Source organism: Tianweitania populi (genome assembly GCF_014652875.1).
Taxonomy (GTDB): domain Bacteria; phylum Pseudomonadota; class Alphaproteobacteria; order Rhizobiales; family Rhizobiaceae; genus Tianweitania; species Tianweitania populi.
In genome coordinates, this window is sequence record NZ_BMZQ01000001.1 from 371,153 (window position 1) to 387,948 (window position 16,796).

At 62.8% G+C, this 16,796-nt stretch carries 19 protein-coding genes; 11 read left to right on the plus strand and 8 right to left on the minus strand.

Annotated elements, in window-relative coordinates:
* Positions 1-146: 146 nt before the first annotated feature.
* Entirely contained in the window at positions 147-584 is a 438-nt protein-coding gene (locus tag IE166_RS01800; protein WP_189501290.1) for a MucR family transcriptional regulator, read from the plus strand.
* 70 nt (positions 585-654) lie between these two features.
* Here IE166_RS01800 and IE166_RS01805 read toward each other — a convergent pair whose 3' ends face one another.
* Positions 655-948: a cytoplasmic protein gene (locus IE166_RS01805; RefSeq protein ID WP_189501292.1), complete on the minus strand. Its 294-nt coding sequence runs from the start codon at positions 946-948 to the stop codon at positions 655-657.
* A gap of 208 nt (positions 949-1,156) precedes the next feature.
* Here IE166_RS01805 and IE166_RS01810 point away from each other — a divergent pair, with 208 nt between their 5' ends.
* On the plus strand, positions 1,157-1,570 hold the full coding sequence (locus tag IE166_RS01810; RefSeq protein WP_244641289.1) for a helix-turn-helix domain-containing protein: 414 nt from the start codon (positions 1,157-1,159) through the stop codon (positions 1,568-1,570).
* A complete protein-coding gene (locus IE166_RS01815; RefSeq protein WP_244641290.1) occupies positions 1,567-2,358 on the plus strand; it encodes a DUF6456 domain-containing protein in 792 nt (263 codons plus the stop codon). Before IE166_RS01810 ends, IE166_RS01815 begins: the two co-directional genes overlap by 4 nt.
* A gap of 3 nt (positions 2,359-2,361) precedes the next feature.
* Here IE166_RS01815 and IE166_RS01820 read toward each other — a convergent pair whose 3' ends face one another.
* Both IE166_RS01820 and IE166_RS01825 read right to left on the minus strand, forming a co-directional pair.
* On the minus strand, positions 2,362-2,781 hold the full coding sequence (locus IE166_RS01820; protein ID WP_189501294.1) for a SufE family protein: 420 nt from the start codon (positions 2,779-2,781) through the stop codon (positions 2,362-2,364).
* 65 nt (positions 2,782-2,846) lie between these two features.
* The gene (locus tag IE166_RS01825; protein WP_189501296.1) at positions 2,847-3,272 is read right to left on the minus strand and encodes a DUF5330 domain-containing protein; all 426 of its coding nucleotides are present in this window, start codon (positions 3,270-3,272) and stop codon (positions 2,847-2,849) included.
* 510 nt (positions 3,273-3,782) lie between these two features.
* Here IE166_RS01825 and IE166_RS01830 point away from each other — a divergent pair.
* Both IE166_RS01830 and IE166_RS01835 read left to right on the plus strand, forming a co-directional pair.
* A complete protein-coding gene (locus IE166_RS01830; protein WP_189501298.1) occupies positions 3,783-5,486 on the plus strand; it encodes a PAS domain-containing sensor histidine kinase in 1,704 nt (567 codons plus the stop codon).
* Positions 5,446-6,249: a peptidoglycan-binding domain-containing protein gene (locus IE166_RS01835; RefSeq protein WP_189501300.1), complete on the plus strand. Its 804-nt coding sequence runs from the start codon at positions 5,446-5,448 to the stop codon at positions 6,247-6,249. Before IE166_RS01830 ends, IE166_RS01835 begins: the two co-directional genes overlap by 41 nt.
* A gap of 24 nt (positions 6,250-6,273) precedes the next feature.
* Here the strand turns inward: IE166_RS01835 and IE166_RS01840 are convergent, their stop codons facing one another.
* Positions 6,274-7,395, minus strand: coding sequence for an NADH:flavin oxidoreductase (locus tag IE166_RS01840; protein ID WP_189501302.1), 1,122 nt, complete (start codon positions 7,393-7,395; stop codon positions 6,274-6,276).
* Between the two features lie 132 nt (positions 7,396-7,527).
* Between IE166_RS01840 and IE166_RS01845 the strand changes: the two genes are divergently transcribed.
* Positions 7,528-7,908, plus strand: coding sequence for a winged helix-turn-helix transcriptional regulator (locus tag IE166_RS01845; RefSeq protein ID WP_189501304.1), 381 nt, complete (start codon positions 7,528-7,530; stop codon positions 7,906-7,908).
* A 1-nt stretch (position 7,909) separates the two neighbouring features.
* Positions 7,910-8,254, plus strand: a complete 345-nt coding sequence (locus tag IE166_RS01850; RefSeq protein ID WP_189501306.1) for a DUF1491 family protein — start codon at positions 7,910-7,912, stop codon at positions 8,252-8,254.
* Here IE166_RS01850 and IE166_RS01855 read toward each other — a convergent pair.
* Positions 8,251-9,174, minus strand: coding sequence for a hypothetical protein (locus tag IE166_RS01855; protein ID WP_244641291.1), 924 nt, complete (start codon positions 9,172-9,174; stop codon positions 8,251-8,253). The genes IE166_RS01850 and IE166_RS01855 overlap by 4 nt on opposite strands.
* 156 nt (positions 9,175-9,330) lie before the next feature.
* Between IE166_RS01855 and IE166_RS01860 the strand changes: the two genes are divergently transcribed.
* Positions 9,331-9,522: a hypothetical protein gene (locus IE166_RS01860; protein WP_189501308.1), complete on the plus strand. Its 192-nt coding sequence runs from the start codon at positions 9,331-9,333 to the stop codon at positions 9,520-9,522.
* 4 nt (positions 9,523-9,526) lie between these two features.
* On the opposite strand, the gene IE166_RS01865 is transcribed toward IE166_RS01860, so the two are convergent.
* The 3 genes from IE166_RS01865 to IE166_RS01875 all read right to left on the minus strand — a co-directional run bounded on the left by IE166_RS01865 (position 9,527) and on the right by IE166_RS01875 (position 12,881).
* Positions 9,527-10,075: a DUF1254 domain-containing protein gene (locus tag IE166_RS01865; RefSeq protein ID WP_189501311.1), complete on the minus strand. Its 549-nt coding sequence runs from the start codon at positions 10,073-10,075 to the stop codon at positions 9,527-9,529.
* A complete protein-coding gene (locus tag IE166_RS01870) occupies positions 10,068-10,652 on the minus strand; it encodes a DUF1214 domain-containing protein (protein ID WP_189501313.1) in 585 nt (194 codons plus the stop codon). The genes IE166_RS01865 and IE166_RS01870 overlap by 8 nt, the downstream gene beginning before the upstream one ends.
* Before the next feature lie 81 nt (positions 10,653-10,733).
* Complete coding sequence (locus IE166_RS01875; protein WP_189501315.1) at positions 10,734-12,881, minus strand: transglycosylase domain-containing protein; 2,148 nt, start codon at positions 12,879-12,881, stop codon at positions 10,734-10,736.
* A 313-nt stretch (positions 12,882-13,194) separates the two neighbouring features.
* Between IE166_RS01875 and IE166_RS01880 the strand changes: the two genes are divergently transcribed.
* The 3 genes from IE166_RS01880 (at position 13,195) to IE166_RS01890 (ending at position 16,783) form a co-directional block, all read left to right on the plus strand.
* The gene (locus tag IE166_RS01880) at positions 13,195-14,853 is read left to right on the plus strand and encodes an alpha/beta hydrolase (RefSeq protein ID WP_189501317.1); all 1,659 of its coding nucleotides are present in this window, start codon (positions 13,195-13,197) and stop codon (positions 14,851-14,853) included.
* A gap of 207 nt (positions 14,854-15,060) precedes the next feature.
* On the plus strand, positions 15,061-15,522 hold the full coding sequence (locus tag IE166_RS01885; RefSeq protein ID WP_189501319.1) for a hypothetical protein: 462 nt from the start codon (positions 15,061-15,063) through the stop codon (positions 15,520-15,522).
* Positions 15,428-16,783: a DNA-packaging protein gene (locus IE166_RS01890; protein ID WP_189501321.1), complete on the plus strand. Its 1,356-nt coding sequence runs from the start codon at positions 15,428-15,430 to the stop codon at positions 16,781-16,783. The genes IE166_RS01885 and IE166_RS01890 overlap by 95 nt, the downstream gene beginning before the upstream one ends.
* Positions 16,784-16,796: the final 13 nt, after the last annotated feature.

Here is a 16,796-nt window from a genome sequence, read left to right on the forward strand (position 1 = left end):
TTAATGAATATTCATTTGACAGGGGCCCAAGTCTTCACCAAATAGGGTGCATGCTTTATCCCGTTGCGCCGAACGCATGGTGATTTGGCCCATCAGCGCTTCCAGCGCACTAAACAATATCACGAACTGCCTTGGGGCCCCCCATTATGCAAATTGACGATACTCCTGCTCGTAATGATGATGCTTTGATGGAACTGACCGCCGATGTTGTGGCTGCTTATGTCAGCAACAATTCAGTTCCTGCTTCTGAATTGCCAAATCTAATTGCCGATATTCACGCTGCATTGGGCCGCGTTGGAAGTTCCGTGGCCGCTGCGGAGCCTGTTGTTCAGGACAAGCAGAAGCCCGCCGTAAACCCGAAGAAGTCGGTTCACGATGATTACATCGTGTGTCTCGAAGACGGGAAGAAGTTCAAGTCTTTGAAGCGTCACTTGATGACCCATTACAGCATGACGCCTGAGCAGTATCGCGAGAAGTGGGGCCTCGATTCCAGCTACCCAATGGTCGCGCCGAACTATGCGGCAGCGCGTTCGCAGCTCGCCAAGTCCATGGGTCTTGGCCGCAAGCCGAAGGCAGCTCGCTAAGCTTTCCGGATTTGATCTGATCGAAGCGGCGCCACGGCGCCGCTTTTTGATTCTGGGCTGTTTGCCTGCACTATAGGGCCAGCGGCGCGCCGCTCTGGCCTCGAATCAAGCGATCCAGCGCCTGCTTCATCGCGATATGGCGGTTGAGATCGTAGCTCCAGTGGCGATTGACGCCACGCAGCCGTTCGCGCTCGATCAAACGGCGCAGTCTGGCGACCAGCTTCAAACGCTCCGGCTTAGGCGATCGAAGGCCCGCAGCCAGATCGATCCCGCATAAGATGAACACGGCGGCCGTCTGCCTTGCATGATCGCTATACTCCGCCTTGGCGCGCAGGAACGCGGCCTTTTCTTGTCCGATAGGCATAGATGAACTCCGCTTGCAAACAGGCGGAGATCATCACCTTGGCCAGGAGGGGGTGGGGATCAGATCCTTGTGCAAAAACACTGCAGAACCACAAATCACCCCACGAGATCAACATGTTAGATCTTCTCACTGTTCTCGCATGTTCCTTTTTTGTTCACATGCCAGGACGAACCCGGTATAAGAACGTATTCCTATATCGGGAGAGCGCGTGGTGGGAACGAGTGCGGCAGAACGGGTTGGCCAGATCGAGGACGAATGCGAGGGCGGGGGTGAGGAAGACCGCCAGGGACGCGAAGAAGCGATCGTGGAACTCTGCGATTGTGTGATCGATCTCGCATCCGCCTTCTACGGCGTTTGCGGCAAGGAGTTGCGGATGCCCGGTCGGTCTCGCGGCCAGGTCGCGCGTATCCGGCAGATCGCCATGTATGTCGCCCACACCGTCCTCGACATGAGCATGGCCGAGGTCGGCCGCGGCTTCGGGCGTGACCGCACAACCGTGCTGCATGCCGTTCACCTGATCGAGGACCTGCGCGACGACCCGACCTTCGACGCGATCCTGGCCCGCACCGAACATATCGCCAAGACGGTGATGCGCGGCCGCAAAGTGTGGAGCCTGCGATGAGTGATTTCGAGACACAACAACAGAGCCGCCGCGTGCTGGCCTTCCTGGGAAAACAGGATGCCACGCTGGAAACAACGGCGACCGGCAAGGTGATGCTGCGCAGCGAGCGCGGGGTGATTGCGGTTGCGGCTGGTGTTGTTGCCGGCCTGCTCAAGCAGCGGCTGGTGGCACGCGATGGCGATGCGCTCAGCCTGACGGAAGCAGGACAGCTTGCGCGGCGGGAGCAGGCGGACAGCTTCGGTGCGCAGCATCGGGAGCTCGACCAGACCAGCATGGAAACGGAAGAGGGTTGGGAAAGCGTCACGATCAACCTGGCGGAATCGCCGCTGGCGCAGATCGCGCGGCGGCGCGGCAAGGATGGGCGAAGCTATTTAAGCGAGGCGGAGTTGCGGGCCGGCGAGCGGCTGCGCAGCGATTTCACACGCGGCCAGCTGATGCCGAAGCTGGGCGCGACCTGGCAGGCGATGCCGGGTTCAAGCCGGCGCGGCGGTGGGGCCGGTGGTGCGGTGGACCTGACGGATGCGGCACTCGCCGCGCGCCAGCGGGTGGAAAAGGCCGTGGAAGCGACGGGGCCGGAACTGTCCGGCGTGCTGCTCGATATCTGCTGCTTCCTCAAAGGGCTGGAACAGGTGGAAGCCGAGCGCGGCTGGCCGGTTCGGTCGGGCAAGGTGATGCTGAAGGCCGCCCTTGGTGCGCTGGCGCGCTTTTACGAGCCGCCACGCCCTCATTCGACGCGGCCGCGCAGCTTCCATTGGGGCACAGAAGATTACCGACCGACGATCGGTTGATGGTCAGGCAGCGATGGCCTGCGCGTCCGCGCGGATGCGCTGCACCATCGAGCGCAGACCGTTGGAGCGCTGCGGGCTGAGATGTTCGTTCAAGCCGAGCGTGCGCAAGGTTTCGTCGAAATCGATGGCGAGGATTTCCGACGCGTGGCGGCCGGAATACAGCGCCAGAACGATCGCCACGAGGCCGCGCACGATATGGGCGTCAGAGTCGCCCTGATAGGTCATCACCGGATCATGGTCGCCGGACGTCTGGCCGACCAGCCAGACCTGGCTGGCGCAGCCCCGCACCTTGTGCGCCTCGTCGCGCGCGGCTTCGGGATAGGGCGGCAGGTCCTGGCCCAGCTCGATGACATAGCGGTAACGATCTTCCCAATCATCGAGAAGGGAGAAGTCCGAGCGGATCGTGTCGATGGAAGCGGTCATGGCGCGGATATAGGTGACGACGGGCCGAGCGTCATCCAGCCATTGCGGCTGAAATCAAGAAAGCTTCAGGAATGTGGAGCGTCGAGCGGGCGTGCCGAGGGGATAGGGATCACGAAGCTGTCGGGCGTCAAAGCCACAGCGGCTTCGGCCGGAGCGGGCAGGAGCGCGGCAGCTGGGTTGATGACATCAGGCGCGCCGCTGACCGGCGGCTTCGGCTGTTTCTCGGGGATTTCGGGATCCACCATCTCGATGGCGAGCCGCGCGCTTTCGCGGGCGCGAACGCTGATCGTGTCGAAGGCGGCACGGCCGGTTTCGCACACATCCGGCTTGCGCTCGCACAGGCCGGCGACGTCGCTCATCGCTTCCTTAGCGGCAAAGAAGGTCTGGATCGGGCCGACAGAGGGCGCTTCGCTGTTTTCGCCGCCAAAGCCGAACGGCAGTGCGAGAAGCACCAGCGAGAACCAAAATCCCATCCGCAACAGAAACGTCATCGCGACATCCCCAATGAGGCCAGCATCCGGCGCCTCGAACCAGCCATCCTGAACCGCAGCCGGCAAAGCCAGCTTGCGGCATTCCCCCGCATTTTAGGTAATTTGAGGGGGTTTGTCATGGGCGTTCAACCAAGGAAAAGGCGAATTAAATCAGGTTCTTCGCGGTAAGAATTGATTAACCATGTAAGGTGTTGATTAGGCTGGATGGTGAGGTGCCGGCAGTTGGCTCGTAAGTATCTAGACATGGCCACATAGTCTGTCGGAGCTCACGCTACCTACGATTAACCATAAGGCAAATCGAACCGCTTGGAACGCCCGGATGCGCCGTTTCGGTACGACGGAAATGGGCACCTTTAGCGCGAGCTTATCTCTTCCTTAAACGCTGGATGCGACTTTCGCCCTCGATGAAGTTTCGTGCCCCGCGACTGAAGTGAGTGCGTTGTATTGAGTAATTCAGCCCGCAGATCTGGCGACTGGAAAGCTGGTCTTGCCGCTGCTTGCCGTCGGCTGGTGAACGTGCGCGCCTCGGAAGGGGATGCGAAGCGGCACCTGCGCCTGACCGGCCTCCTTCTGCTCGGGCCGCTGGTGCTGGCCGCGCTCGCAACGCCCTACCTTGCCGTAGTCTATTCCGCGCCGATCATGCTGGCGTTGATCTGCTCTGCCATTGCCGCATCCTGGACGACCGTCGCCGCGCTCGCATCCACCGGCCGCTTCGCGCCGGCAGCTCTTGGTGCGCTGGTGCTGGGCGCCCTAGGTTTGGCGACCGTCGTGGCCTGTGCTGGCGGCGCTGGATCGCCGGTGGCGCTGGTTCTGGCGGCTCTGCCGATTGAAGCCTGGTGGGCCGGCCGCAGCCGCCGTGCCTTGCAGGCGGGCAGCCTGGTGGGCGCGGCTACGCTGGGTGCGATCGTCGGACTGCACGCCTTTGACATGCTGCCTGATGTGCCGGGCGGTTTGTGGCACTGGCTGCTGCCGGTTGGCTATCTGCTGACGCTGGTTCTGCGCCGCGACGATTGGGTTGGCCCGAGCGTGGTTCTGCGCGACGAAGCGACCTCGGAGCTCGACACGCTATCGGATTGCGCCGTGCTGCGGCTCGATACATCGGGCGAAGTCCTGAGCGCCAATGCGCGCTCCAAGGACGTGCTGGGCCTGCCGACGGAGCATCTCCTGGGTTCGGCGCTGTTTGATCGCCTGCATGTGTCGGATCGTGTGATCTACATGACGGCGCTGGCGAACCTGCGGCTCACGGGCGCGATGCAGATGGTGGATCTGCGCATCCGCGTGCCGGAAGGCGAGACCGGTTCGGCTATCAGGCTGTTCACGGTGTCGATGACGCAGCGCGCGGCCGATCTCAGCGTGTTCCTTCTGATCCGCAACCGGCAGGACTACGCCGACCTTCTTCGCCAGGCGACCATCGCGACCGAACGGGCGGATAGTCTGGATGTCGCCAAGAGCCGGTTTCTGGCCGCCGTCAGCCACGAGTTGCGCACGCCGCTGAACGCGATCATCGGTTTTTCCGACATGATGATCCAGGGCATGGCTGGTCCCTTCGCGGATCCGCGGCAGACTGAATATGTCGGGATCGTGCGGGATAGCGGCCAGCATCTGCTGTCGGTGGTGAACTCGATCCTGGATGTGTCCAAGATCGAGTCGGGCACTTACACGATTTCGCCGGAGCCGTTCCGCTTCGAGGAAGCCGTGGAATTCTGCCGCTCGATGCTGGCGGGGCAGGCTTCGGCCAAGCATGTGGCGCTGCGGGTGCAGATCGAGCGCAATGTCGGCGAGTTGTGCGGTGATCGTCGCGCAATCCAGCAGACCTTGATCAATCTCGTCGGCAACGCGATCAAGTTCACGCCCGAAGGCGGGGCGGTGACGGTGGGCGCGCATCGGCAGGGGCGGAAGCTGCAGTTCTGGATCAGCGATACCGGCATCGGCATCGCCGACTGCGATCTGGCGCAGATCGGGCGGCCGTTCGTGCAGGTGCGCAACGATTACACCCGTCACCACGAGGGTGCTGGCCTCGGCCTGTCGATCGTGAAGGGACTGGTGGGCCTGCATAAGGGAACGCTTTCCGTGGCGAGCACGCCGGGTGAAGGCACAACGGTGACGGTGACGCTTCCGGTCGATGGACCGGATCAAACCTCGATGAACGAGGGAATGGACTGGATGGTGGATCATGGCACGCAAAACGCAGAAACCTACCGCAAGAGCGCGTAAGCAACCGACGCCGCCGCCGGCCGCCGACAGCCTGGTGCGTCGCGTCGCGGCTGCTGGCGGTGCGGCCGTTGCGCGCAACCCGATGATGGTTGGCGGCACGACGGCGTTTCTGATCGCGCTGTTTTTCGTGTCGGCGAATGCGATGTGGTATCAGCCGCACTTCCATAAGGGCGCGTTCTTCCCGACGCGCGACCTGCCGCAGAACGTGTTGCCGCTGGAAGGCCAGGAGCCGGTTCAAAGGAACACGACAACCGGCGAGGCGGTGCCGTCCGGCGACCCTACCGTGCAGCAGGTGCAGACCGTGCTGCAGGACCTCAAGCTTTATCGCGGCAAGGTCGATGGTGCGCTGGGCACGGACACGGCCGAGGCAATCCTGACCTATCAGAAAATCGTCGGTCAGCCGATGACGGGCGAGATCGACGACGCGCTTCTGTCGCAACTCGGCGTTACGACCAGCACGGGCAGCACGGCTTCGATCAGGCCGGCTTCGACAACTCCGTCGGCTGCTGATCCCGCCGCGCGCGCCCATGAAGCAGCGACGGGCTCTGTCGCGGCATCCGGCCTGCCGACGCAGGAGCGCATCAGCCGCATACAGGCGGGGTTGCGGGCGTTCGGCAACGAAAGTGTGGAGATTGATGGCATGGTGGGCACCAAGACCCGCAATGCCATTCGTGAATTCCAGTCGCTGTTCGGCTTGGCCGTGACCGGCGAACCCGACGAGGAGCTGTACGTCAAGATGCGGGAAATCGGCCTGACCAGTTAAGATCAGGCCGGTCGCCGACGTCGTTTAAACGAGTTCGCCGAGCGTGGTGGCGTCAAAGTTCTTCAAGCCGGCTTCGTCCTGCGCGCGGATCTTCGTGACCCATTGTGGATCGGCGATCAGGGCACGGCCCACCGCGATCAGGTCGAACTCCTCGCGTTCCATGCGGTGCAACAGCTGGCTGATATCGCTGCGCTGCGAGTTCTCGCCCTTGAAGGCGCCCATGAAGTCGCTGGACAGGCCGACCGAGCCGACGCTGATCGTGGCCGCACCTGTGAGCTTCTTGGCCCAGCCCGCGAAGTTCAGGCCTTCCGCACCATCGACATCCGCAAATTCGGGCTCCCAGAAGCGGCGCTGCGAGCAATGGAGAATATCGGTTCCGGCTTCCACCAGAGGCACCAGCCAATCCGCCATTTCGTCCGGCGTGTTGGCGAGGCGGGTCGTGTAATCCTGCTGCTTCCACTGGCTGAGGCGCAGGATCACGGGGAAGTCCGGACCGACGGCTTCACGCACGGCTTTGACGACCTCCACGCCAAAGCGCGACCGCTCCTTTATGGTTGAGCCGCCCCAGGCGTCGGTGCGCTCATTGGTGCCGCTCCAGAAGAACTCGTCGATCAGGTAGCCGTGGGCGCCATGGAGTTCGACCGTGTCGAAGCCGAGACGCTTGGCGTCGGCTGCCGAGCGTGCATAAGCCGCGATTGTGTCGGCGATCATCTCTTCGGTCATCGCGATGCCGTGCGGCTTGCCGGGTGCAAGGAGGCCGGACGGGCTTTCGATCGGCTCGGGCTGTGCCCAGTCCAAACCAGCGATGACCGTAGAGCCCGTATGCCAGACCTGCGGCCCCATCTTGCCGCCGGCGGCATGAACCGTGTCGATGACAGTCTTCCAGCCGGCGAGAGCGGCTTCGCCATGGAAGAAGGGAATGCCCGGATGGTTGCGCGAGCCCGGGCGGTCGATCACCGTGCCTTCGGACAGGATCAGGCCGACGTCGCCCTCGGCGCGGCGGCGGTAATAGGCGGCGTTGGTTTCGCCGGGGATGCCTTCGGCGGCAAAGGTGCGCGTCATCGGGGCCATGACGATGCGGTTTTTCAGTTCGAGCGACTTCAGTTTGAACGGCTGAAACAGGACGTCGACATTCGACAAAGACATAAAGCAAAAACTCCGTGGATTACGCGGCTGAGGTATACACTAGATACCAGGTGTCAATGAGGCGCCTGATCGACACCAGGTAGGCCGGAAGATACCAGGGTCCTTTGTTGCAACGAACCGGGAGAAGAAACGATGCCGTCGACACCTGGATATTCCGCGGGCGAGAAGAGCCCGAACCGGGTCATTCTGGATCAGATCACCGACAAATGGTCGATCGCGGTGCTGGCTGCCCTGTGCGAGCGCCCGCTGCGGTTCAACGAGGTGCGGCGGCAGTTGGGTGGCGTGACGCAGAAGGCGCTGACGCAATGTCTGCGCCGCTTGGAGCGCAACGGCATCGTGGCGCGCCGGGTGCTGTCAGGTTCGCCGATCGCCGTGGAATATTCGGTGACCCCGCTAGGCGTGACGCTGAAGGAGCCGTTCATGGCGCTGAACCAGTGGACGCTGGATCATATGGCCGAGGTGCATCGCGCGCAGGACGTGTTCGATACAAGACGCATGGACGAGGCGGCCTGAGATGCGGCTGACCTCGGACTTCTTTGTTTCGGCTTTGACACGGCGCGTGTTCGGCGATGGCGGCTTTGCCGCGGTTGTTCGTAAGGGCGCAACGGAAGCGGGCGCGGTGTTCGTGACAACGCGCAACCGCATGGGCGAGGTGACCCTGTTCGGGCCGGCGCCGCAAACGAGCTATGACGAGGAACGGCCGAGCGAGCGGCAGTTTTCGCTCATGCTCGAAGGCGCTGACGATGCGGCTGTGGAAGCGCGGCTGGCGAAGGAAATGCGCTTCGATCCCGATATCTGGGTGATCGAAATCGAGCCCGGCAAGCTGACGGTGGATGAACTGCTCTCGGTCGCGGCTTAAGCGACCTGATGGGCCCGCTGCGGTTGGGATGCAGCATTACCGTTGCCCGCCAGGCGGCGGCTGACGCCGGCGAACACGGCATCGGCTTGGTAAAGGCGCAGGGTTGCCGCGGCTTCTTCCGGCGAGATCGCCTCATAGCGCGACACGAAAGACTGGATGGCCTGGGCGTGGCCGAAGCCGGCGGGAAAGGTTGCGGCAACAAGCAGGAAGGCTTGTTCCGGAATGAGCCGCAGCGCCTTCAGCACGCGCGAGAAATCGCGCTTGTCGGAGGAGGCCACGATGGAATGCGCCTGGCCGCCTTCGATCTCCAGCGCTTCGGCAAGTGCCGTTTCGAAGAATGGAAGTGAGCCCGTCAAAGCGGTTGCGCGGAGTGTCTCATAGGCGGGATGAGCAGGGTCTGGCTGTGTGGCGGCAGCGGGGCCGGCGGGCGATCCCGGCTGCATCATCGCGCGCAGGCTTTCGCGCGCGGCTTCGGCGATGCCGGGCTTGGCAAGACGCTGGCGCGACAGCAGCGCCTTTTCGATCAGCACCGCTGTGGTAGGCGTGAGATCCTTGCGCTGGATGATGACGCGCGCATGGCTGGCACCGCGGCGGCCGACAAGAGCGACGAGGTCGACATCGGTCAAGGCGTTGGATTTCAGCAGAAGCGGTGCGGCGATTTCGATGCGCTCGCCGGCGAGGCGACGGACGAGGGCCGGCGGGGCGAACTTGCTTTCGCTGAGAACGGCGGACACATAGCGCCGCGAGTCTTCCGACACGTTGTCATAGAGCTGAAGGCAAAGCTCCTCCAGCTGGATGATGTCGCGCCGGCTCGGCCGTGTCAGCGCACAGAATGCCGATATCGCAGCACGAAACAGGCGGTCCGCGCGGCTCGCATCGTGCTTCTCAGCGATATGGCGGAAATCCTGTGACGCGGTCATGTCTGTTGGGTTGAAAAGGGTGCATGAAAGGCGCCCAAGCGCCTATCAATCAAATTAGCTGGGAGGCGTTAGCAAGCCATTAACCGTCAGCTGGCTGGATGGGAGACGGAGGCGTTGAGTCACTTGCTCCTATCGAAATGAGAGGGCTTGCAGATCATGACGAATATCTTGAACTTCAAACCGCGTGCCGAAAGCAAATCGGGACAGCGCAGCCCGGAGACACCGGCGGACATCATCATCTTTCCGGGCATTCGCTATGAGCGGATGGAGGGCAACCACACAGTCTCGGCTCGGCGCGACATTGCCTTGCGGTCGACCGCGACAGTTCCGGCGCTGTTGCAGGGCTGAGGCGTTAAGGCAGCGGCTGGCAGTTGAGATCGCGGAAGAAGCGGTCGGCGACGCTGTTCCAGCTTTGATCGGGTACCAGTGCGCGCACGAGCGCAATGCCTTCGCTGGTCGTGCTTTCTATGAACACGGCGCGCTCGAGATCGTTCGGCATGGCGCGGCGCATCTCGACCATCTGCAAGGGCGACATGATCACCACGTCCAGCAGGCCTGCGGATGCGGCGCGGTCGGTGAGGCTGTAGGTGGTTTGGCCGGCGCGGTCATGGATCGACAGGCTCCAGAACGGCAGTTGGTGCGGCGAGGAGAGTTGCAAGCCGCCATCGGCGAGATCGAAGCGGCAGGCGGCGGCGCGAAAGAGCGGATCGCCGTTGCGCACAAGCGGCACGACATCGGCGCTTGAACCGGTGGCCGGTGTCACCTGATAAAGCTCGCCGGCCTCTTCCAGCTGGCTCCAGGCATCGCGGCTCGTGGTGTGCGGGATGAGGAACAGGATCGCGATGTGGATGATCGCGGCACCCACCAGGCCGACCAGAATTGCGTAAAGAAGCTTACCCATCGCAGGCGATCCGGCGAATGACGGGAAGGTTTGTGTCGGAGGCCGAACGGTTAGCCAAGGGCGTGTCGTAGAGCGTCAGAACAAGCTGCATGGAGCCGGTGCCGGAGATGGGCAGCCAGTTGCCGGATGCGGGCTCGGCGCCGACTTCCACGACGAAGCGCGTGGTTTCTGCTTCGCGCAGGATGGCGAGCGAGCTGGTGGCGGCGGCGCGTTCGCCGATGCCCGTCAAGGATACCTGTTTTTCATCCGTGGCATAGAGCGTCCAGAAGCGGGCAGGCGGGGTTTCGCCTTCAACCGCATAGCGGCACTGGATGCTGAGCGGCTGGTTTTGTGTATCCACCGACGCGCGGAACTCGACGCCTTCAGCGCGGCCAAGCGCAAGGCTGCCTTCGCGGGCGTAACGGGCCTGCATGTAGGGATCTGCATCGGGCGTGCCGACATCAGGCAAGGCGACCCATGGACCGACGCGGATCGCGCCGAAGCTCGCGCTATGGTTCAGCGCATAAAGCACGCTGCCGGCACCGCCGCCGAGGGCGATCGCGAGCGTGAGGCCAACAAGGAGAACGGTTTTCAGCATGAAAGCGCCGTGGCGAGGTGACCCGCCATAGCGTGAGCCGGGTTGCCGCCGCAAGCGGCGCGACTGCTCAAGTGCAATGCCTCAAAGCGCCGACAGCTTGTCGCGGGCAGAAATCTGAGCGGGCGCACTGCCCGCGAACGCCGCTTCGATCTCGGCCAGGACGCGTGTGGTCGCGGGCGACAGGATGCGCGGCGCTTCATCCATGGGGCTGTCTCCGGCATTGGAGGCGAGGCCGGCGATGGCCTGGGCGTCGGCGGGCTTGTCGATGAAGGGCTTTTCGATCAGCGGGATCGGCTTCAACTCGACATTGCGATGCGCATAAGCCATCAGCCGCTGCCAGACCATGGCGGGCATAGAACCGCCGGTCATCTCGTTGGTGGATGTGAAGTCGTCATTGCCGAGCCAGACGGCGGCGAGATAGTTGCCGGTGAAGCCGACATACCAGGCATCGCGATAGGCCTGCGTCGTGCCCGACTTGCCGGCCGAGCGGATGCCGGGCAGGGCGGCGCGACGGCCGGTGCCGATTTCAGGCACCTGCACGAGCATCGAATTCATCGAGGCCGTGGCCTGTTCCGACAGGACGCGGTGCGGCGGCGGGGCGTCGCGCTCGCGGTCGTAGAACACTTTGCCGGAATGGTTGGACAGCTGAGTGATGCCGTGGCGCATGCCGGCATAACCGCCGTTTGCGAAGACCTCATAGCCCGTCGCCTGATCCATCACGGTCATGCCGGATGTGCCGAGCACCATGGTCTTGTGAGCTTCGAGCTTGGACTCCACACCAAAGGATTCGGCCATCGCCTTGATCGGCGGAATGCCGAGATGATCCTTGGCGAGGCGCACGGGCACGGTGTTGATCGACTTTACGAGAGCGGTGGTCAGCGACATGCGGCCGGAGAAGGAGCGGCCGTAGTTCTTGGGCGACCAGCCGTTCCAGGTGATCGGCCCGTCGGAAATCACGGAATCAGCCTTGAAGCCGTGTTCCATGGCGGTGGCATAGACATAGGGCTTGAAGGACGAGCCGGTTTGCCGGAGCGCCTTGGTGGCGCGGTTGAACTGCGACGTGCCGTAATCGCGTCCGCCGACGATGGCGCGCACGGCGCCATTGGTTTCCAGCATCACCAGCGCGCCCTGGTCGACCCGGTACTGCTTGCCGTGCTGGCGCAGCATGAATTCGAGCGATTCTTCGGCCGCATGCTGCAGGTTCAGGTCGATCGTGGTGCGCGCGACCATGGAGCGGATGCCATAGGGTTCGGCGATCTGCTTGGCCTGTTCGAAGGCCCAGTCGAGGAAATAGTCCGGGCTCGGCCGCTCGCCGCGATCCACGATGCTTGCCGGATGCAGACGGGCGGACAAGACCTGGCCTTCGGTAAGGAAGCCGCCCTGAACGAGGTTGCTCAAGACTTCATTGGCACGACCTCGCGCGGCCGGCAGGTTGATGTGGGGCGCGTATTTGGCGGGCGCCTTGAACAGGCCGGCCAGCATGGCGGCTTCCGACAGGTTGAGGTCCTTCACCGACTTGCCGAAATAGAAATCAGCCGCCGCCGTGATGCCGAACGTGCCGCCGCCCATATAGCCGCGGTCGAGATAAAGCTGGAGAATTTCTTTCTTGCTGAGGTTGGTTTCCAGCCAGATCGCAAGGAAGGCTTCCTTGATCTTGCGATCAAAGGTGCGCTCGTTGGTCAAGAACAGGTTCTTGGCGAGCTGCTGCGTCAGCGTCGAGCCGCCCTGGACCACGCCATTGGCGCGCATGTTCTCGCTCATGGCCCGACCGAGGCCGAGGAAGTCGATGCCCCAATGGGTAAAGAAGCGGCGGTCTTCGGTGGCAAGCAGTGCTTGGATCACATGATCCGGCATCTCGTCGATCGGCACGGAATCGCGCTGGATGATGCCGCGCTGGCCGATCTCGTTGCCGTAGCGGTCTAGGAAGGTAACGGCGAAATCGCCCTGATTGCGCCAGTCGGTGTTGGTTTCCTGGAAGGCGGGCATCGCGAGCGCCAAGAGGATCACCGTGCCGACCGCACCCATGGTGAAGCCTTCGGACGCAAGCTCGACCAGACCGCGCCGCCAGCCGCGCACGCGGAAGCGGCGCGAAAAGATGGTGATGTTTTCCCAAGCACGGCCGAACTGGAAGCGCGCCTCATAAAGGCTGGAATCAAGCCAGGCATCCGTCGCAAGCATTGCGGCAGACAGGCGACCGCGTTTCCCGCGAGGTTTCTGTGGCTCATCCATGGCGACGGTCCGGCAAGCTTTTCTACGCGAAACAAACAAGTGCAAGCAGGTCGGGCGCGTCCCTTCGCCCGGAATTACGATGGCAGGCTTTCATGTCACACTTCAAGGAGAAAGCGGTGCAGCGTCAGCGACTTCTGAAGGCACGGTAGGGCGATTGACCTAACGAACTTGTAAGAGATTCGGTGACGTTGCGTCGGTTCTCCAATTTAGCTCTGACCGAGAGAGCCCGGGCCGCCGCTCTGCATCGCGAAACCTTTGCGCAAGCTGCGATCAGCTTTTGATATCGACGGGTCTTTCGGGGTATCGGACGCGCATGAAAGACCTGTTTCTTAGCTTTCCCCGATCCTTTTCCGTGCCGGCCTTGTGCTTGGGAACGGTCTTCTTCGCTGCATCACTGACGCCGAGCCTTCTGCCGAGGGACTTCCTGGTTCAGGGCCTGTTGTCGGGTGTGGCCTTTTCGGTCGGCTACGCGATTGCGATGCTTCTGAAGTGGCTTGGGCTCTATCTCGGCTTGCACAAAGGCGTTCACCGCCGCCATGCCTTCAGCGTGAAGATCGTCATCACGATGATCGCGCTCGTCGTCGGAGCGGTCTTTTTGTGGCAGGCGTCCGCCTGGCAGAACTCCGTTCGGCTTCTCATGGGATTGGAGCCGGTCGCCAGCGTGAGGCCGTTTGCCGTGGGCGGCATTGCGCTGATCGTGGCACTTGTTTTGACCACCCTCGGATGGCTGTTTCGCATGGCGTTCTTCACCATCGCGCAACGCTTGAAACGTCACCTGCCGCGCCGGCTTTCCTATCTGATCGCGCTGGTGCTGGCCTTCTGGTTGTTCTGGTTTTTGGGCAACGGTTTGCTGGCAAGCGCCGTGTTCCGTGTGATGGATGCGTCCTACCAACAGTTCGATGCCTTGATCGAAGACAGCGTCGGACAGCCGACGGACCCGCTGAAAACCGGCAGCTCCGCTTCTTTGCTGGAGTGGGATCATCTTGGCCGGACGGGACGGCAGGCAATCGCGGCGGGGCCAAATAAAGCCGATATCGAGGCTTTCACCGGAGCGCCCGCAATGGAGCCGCTCAGGGTCTATGTCGGCGTGGAATCAGCCGAAACGATCGAGGATCGCGCGCAACTCGCTCTCGAGGAGTTGAAGCGCATCGGCGGGTTCGATCGCTCGGTTCTTGTGATCGCGACGCCCACAGGCACTGGCTGGCTCGATCCCGCATCCCAGCAACCCCTGGAATATTTGCATCGCGGCGACGTCTCTACCGTGGCGGTGCAATATTCCTATCTGGCGAGTTGGCTAGCGCTTCTTGCGGAGCCGGATGTCGGTGCCGAGACATCGAGGGCCGTGTTCGCGGCGATCTATGGCTATTGGCGCGATCTTCCCACGAAAACCCGGCCGAGGCTTTACCTGCATGGCCTCAGTCTGGGCGCGCTGAACTCCGATCTGTCTACCAACCTGTTCCAGGTGATCGACGATCCGTTTGACGGCGTGTTCCTGGTGGGGCCGCCCTTCAACACGCCGACCTGGCGCGAAGCCACGCAGGCGCGCTTGCCCAACTCGCCGGCCTGGCTGCCGCGTTTGGACAGTGCTTGGCCGATCCGCTTCACCAACCAGACGAACCAGCTTGGTCTGGAGAGTGCCGGCAACGGGTTTCGCATCGCTTTTCTGCAATATGGCAGCGACCCCATCACCTTCTTCGATACCCGTGCCGCCTATCGACGTCCGGCCTGGTTGGAGGGTAAGCGGGCGCCGGATGTGTCCCCCGATCTGCGCTGGTATCCGGTCATCACGTTCCTGCAATTGGTAGTCGATCTTATGACGGCCACGACGACCCCGATGGGCTACGGCCATGTCTACGCGCCCGAGCATTATATCGACGGCTGGGTCTATGTAACGCGGCCTTCGGGGTGGACCGACCCAGAGCTTGAGCGCCTTAAGGCCATGCTTGGAGCGAAGCTGCGCGAACAGCTTTAGACGGGGCTGAATGCGCAGCTCGTCGGCCGATGTCCTTCCACATAGGCCGCACGCATTTCCCAAATAGGAAAATAGTCCTTGACACCGTGACGGTGCTCGGGTAGGTTACAGCTATCGTCAGACAGTTGTGACTGAGAGCCGGCGGCGCGGGAAAGCGTCGACGCGGACAGTCGCACGAGACGCATCAGCCGGGGATAGATTTTAGACATGACAGCAAAGGTCGGGCCGACCTGGGCGGCTCTTCGCGCGATCTATGAGGGGGCGCGACCCACACTTCCGATCCTCGCCACGGCGGGCCGTATTCCGGAAGATACCATTTTCGCCAAGGCCCTGCGGGACAAATGGGTGGATGCCTATGCGGCAGGCACCGGGGCAGGACGCAAGCTTCGGCTGCAAGGCCGGATCGAAAAACTGGAAAAGCTGATCGATACGCTGATCGGCGAAAGCGAAGCCAGTCCCACCGTCGACAAATCACGCATCGACATGATCGGCGTGCTGTTTCGCGCCATCGAAAAGCTGAAGGACATGGTCTCGTCCCAGGAAGCGGAGGCGCAGGCGGGGAGTGGGGAAAGAGATGAGCGGGTCGGCACCATTATCCAACGGATCGACCAGCGAATCCTCGATCTCGCCCGAGGAACAGAAAGGGGAACAGCCAACAAACCTGGCTAACCTCAGTGAAGACGAGGCGCGGCTGATCGCGCGGGAATGGATCGCGATCGCCCGACCGCAGCAGTACCCGCTGTTCGATGACAAGCCCGACACCTGGCTGGTGATCGGCGGGCGCGGGTCGGGCAAGACGCGGTTGGGGGCGGAGTGGGTCAATGCGATGGTGCGGGGCTATCCGCCTTTCGCGGAACTCGGTGACCGGCATGGGCAGATCGCGCTGGTGGGCGAAACCTTGGGCGATGTGCGCGAGGTGATGATCGACGGGCCGTCCGGGTTGGTGACGATCGCACGGCATGACCGGCCGCGTTTTGAAGCGACGCGGCGGCGGTTGGTCTGGGACAATGGCGCGGTGGCGCAGATCTTTTCGTCCGAAGATCCAGAAAGTCTGCGGGGGCCGCAGTTTGCGGCGGCGTGGTGCGATGAAGTTGCGAAATGGAAGAACGCGGAAAGCGTGTTCGACATGCTGCAGTTCGGGCTTCGGCTGGGCAAGCGGCCGCGACAGATCCTGACCACGACGCCCAAGCCGACGCCGCTGATGAAGCGGCTGCTGGCGGATGCGACGGTCGCGGTAACGCGGATGAAGACGAGCGACAATGCCGACAATCTCGCGCCGAGCTTCATGGCGACCGTGAACAGGCTTTACGGCGGCACGCGGCTGGGGCGGCAGGAGCTCGAGGGCGAGCTGATAGACGACCGGCAGGACGCGCTTTGGACACGGGTTCTGCTAGAGTCGGCGAGGCGGCCGGTGGGGGAGATCGGGCGCATCGTGGTCGCGGTCGATCCGCCGGCTGGTGGGCAAGGCAAGGGCAACCGCTGCGGCATTGTCGCGGCGGGGCTGGATGCCGGGGGGCATGCCGTGGTGCTGGCAGATGCGACAGTGTCCGGTGTCGCGCCGCATCAATGGGCGGCGGTCGTGGTGCGGCTTTACGGCAAGCTGAATGCCGATTGCATCGTGGCGGAAGTGAACCAGGGCGGCGCGATGGTGGAAAGCGTGCTGCGGGCGGTGGATGCAAGCGTGCCGGTGAAGGCTGTTCGCGCAAAACGCGGCAAGTGGCTGCGGGCGGAACCGATCGCGGCGCTTTATGCGCAAGGGCGCGTGATCCACGCGACACGCTTTCCCGAACTGGAAGACGAAATGTGCGACTTCGGCGCGGATGGGCTGGCCGATGGCCGTTCGCCGGACCGGGTGGATGCGCTTGTCTGGGCAATCAGCGAGTTGATGGCCGCTGGCGATGCTCAGCCGCGCATCCGGCAGATGCGCTGACCTGAACTCACGA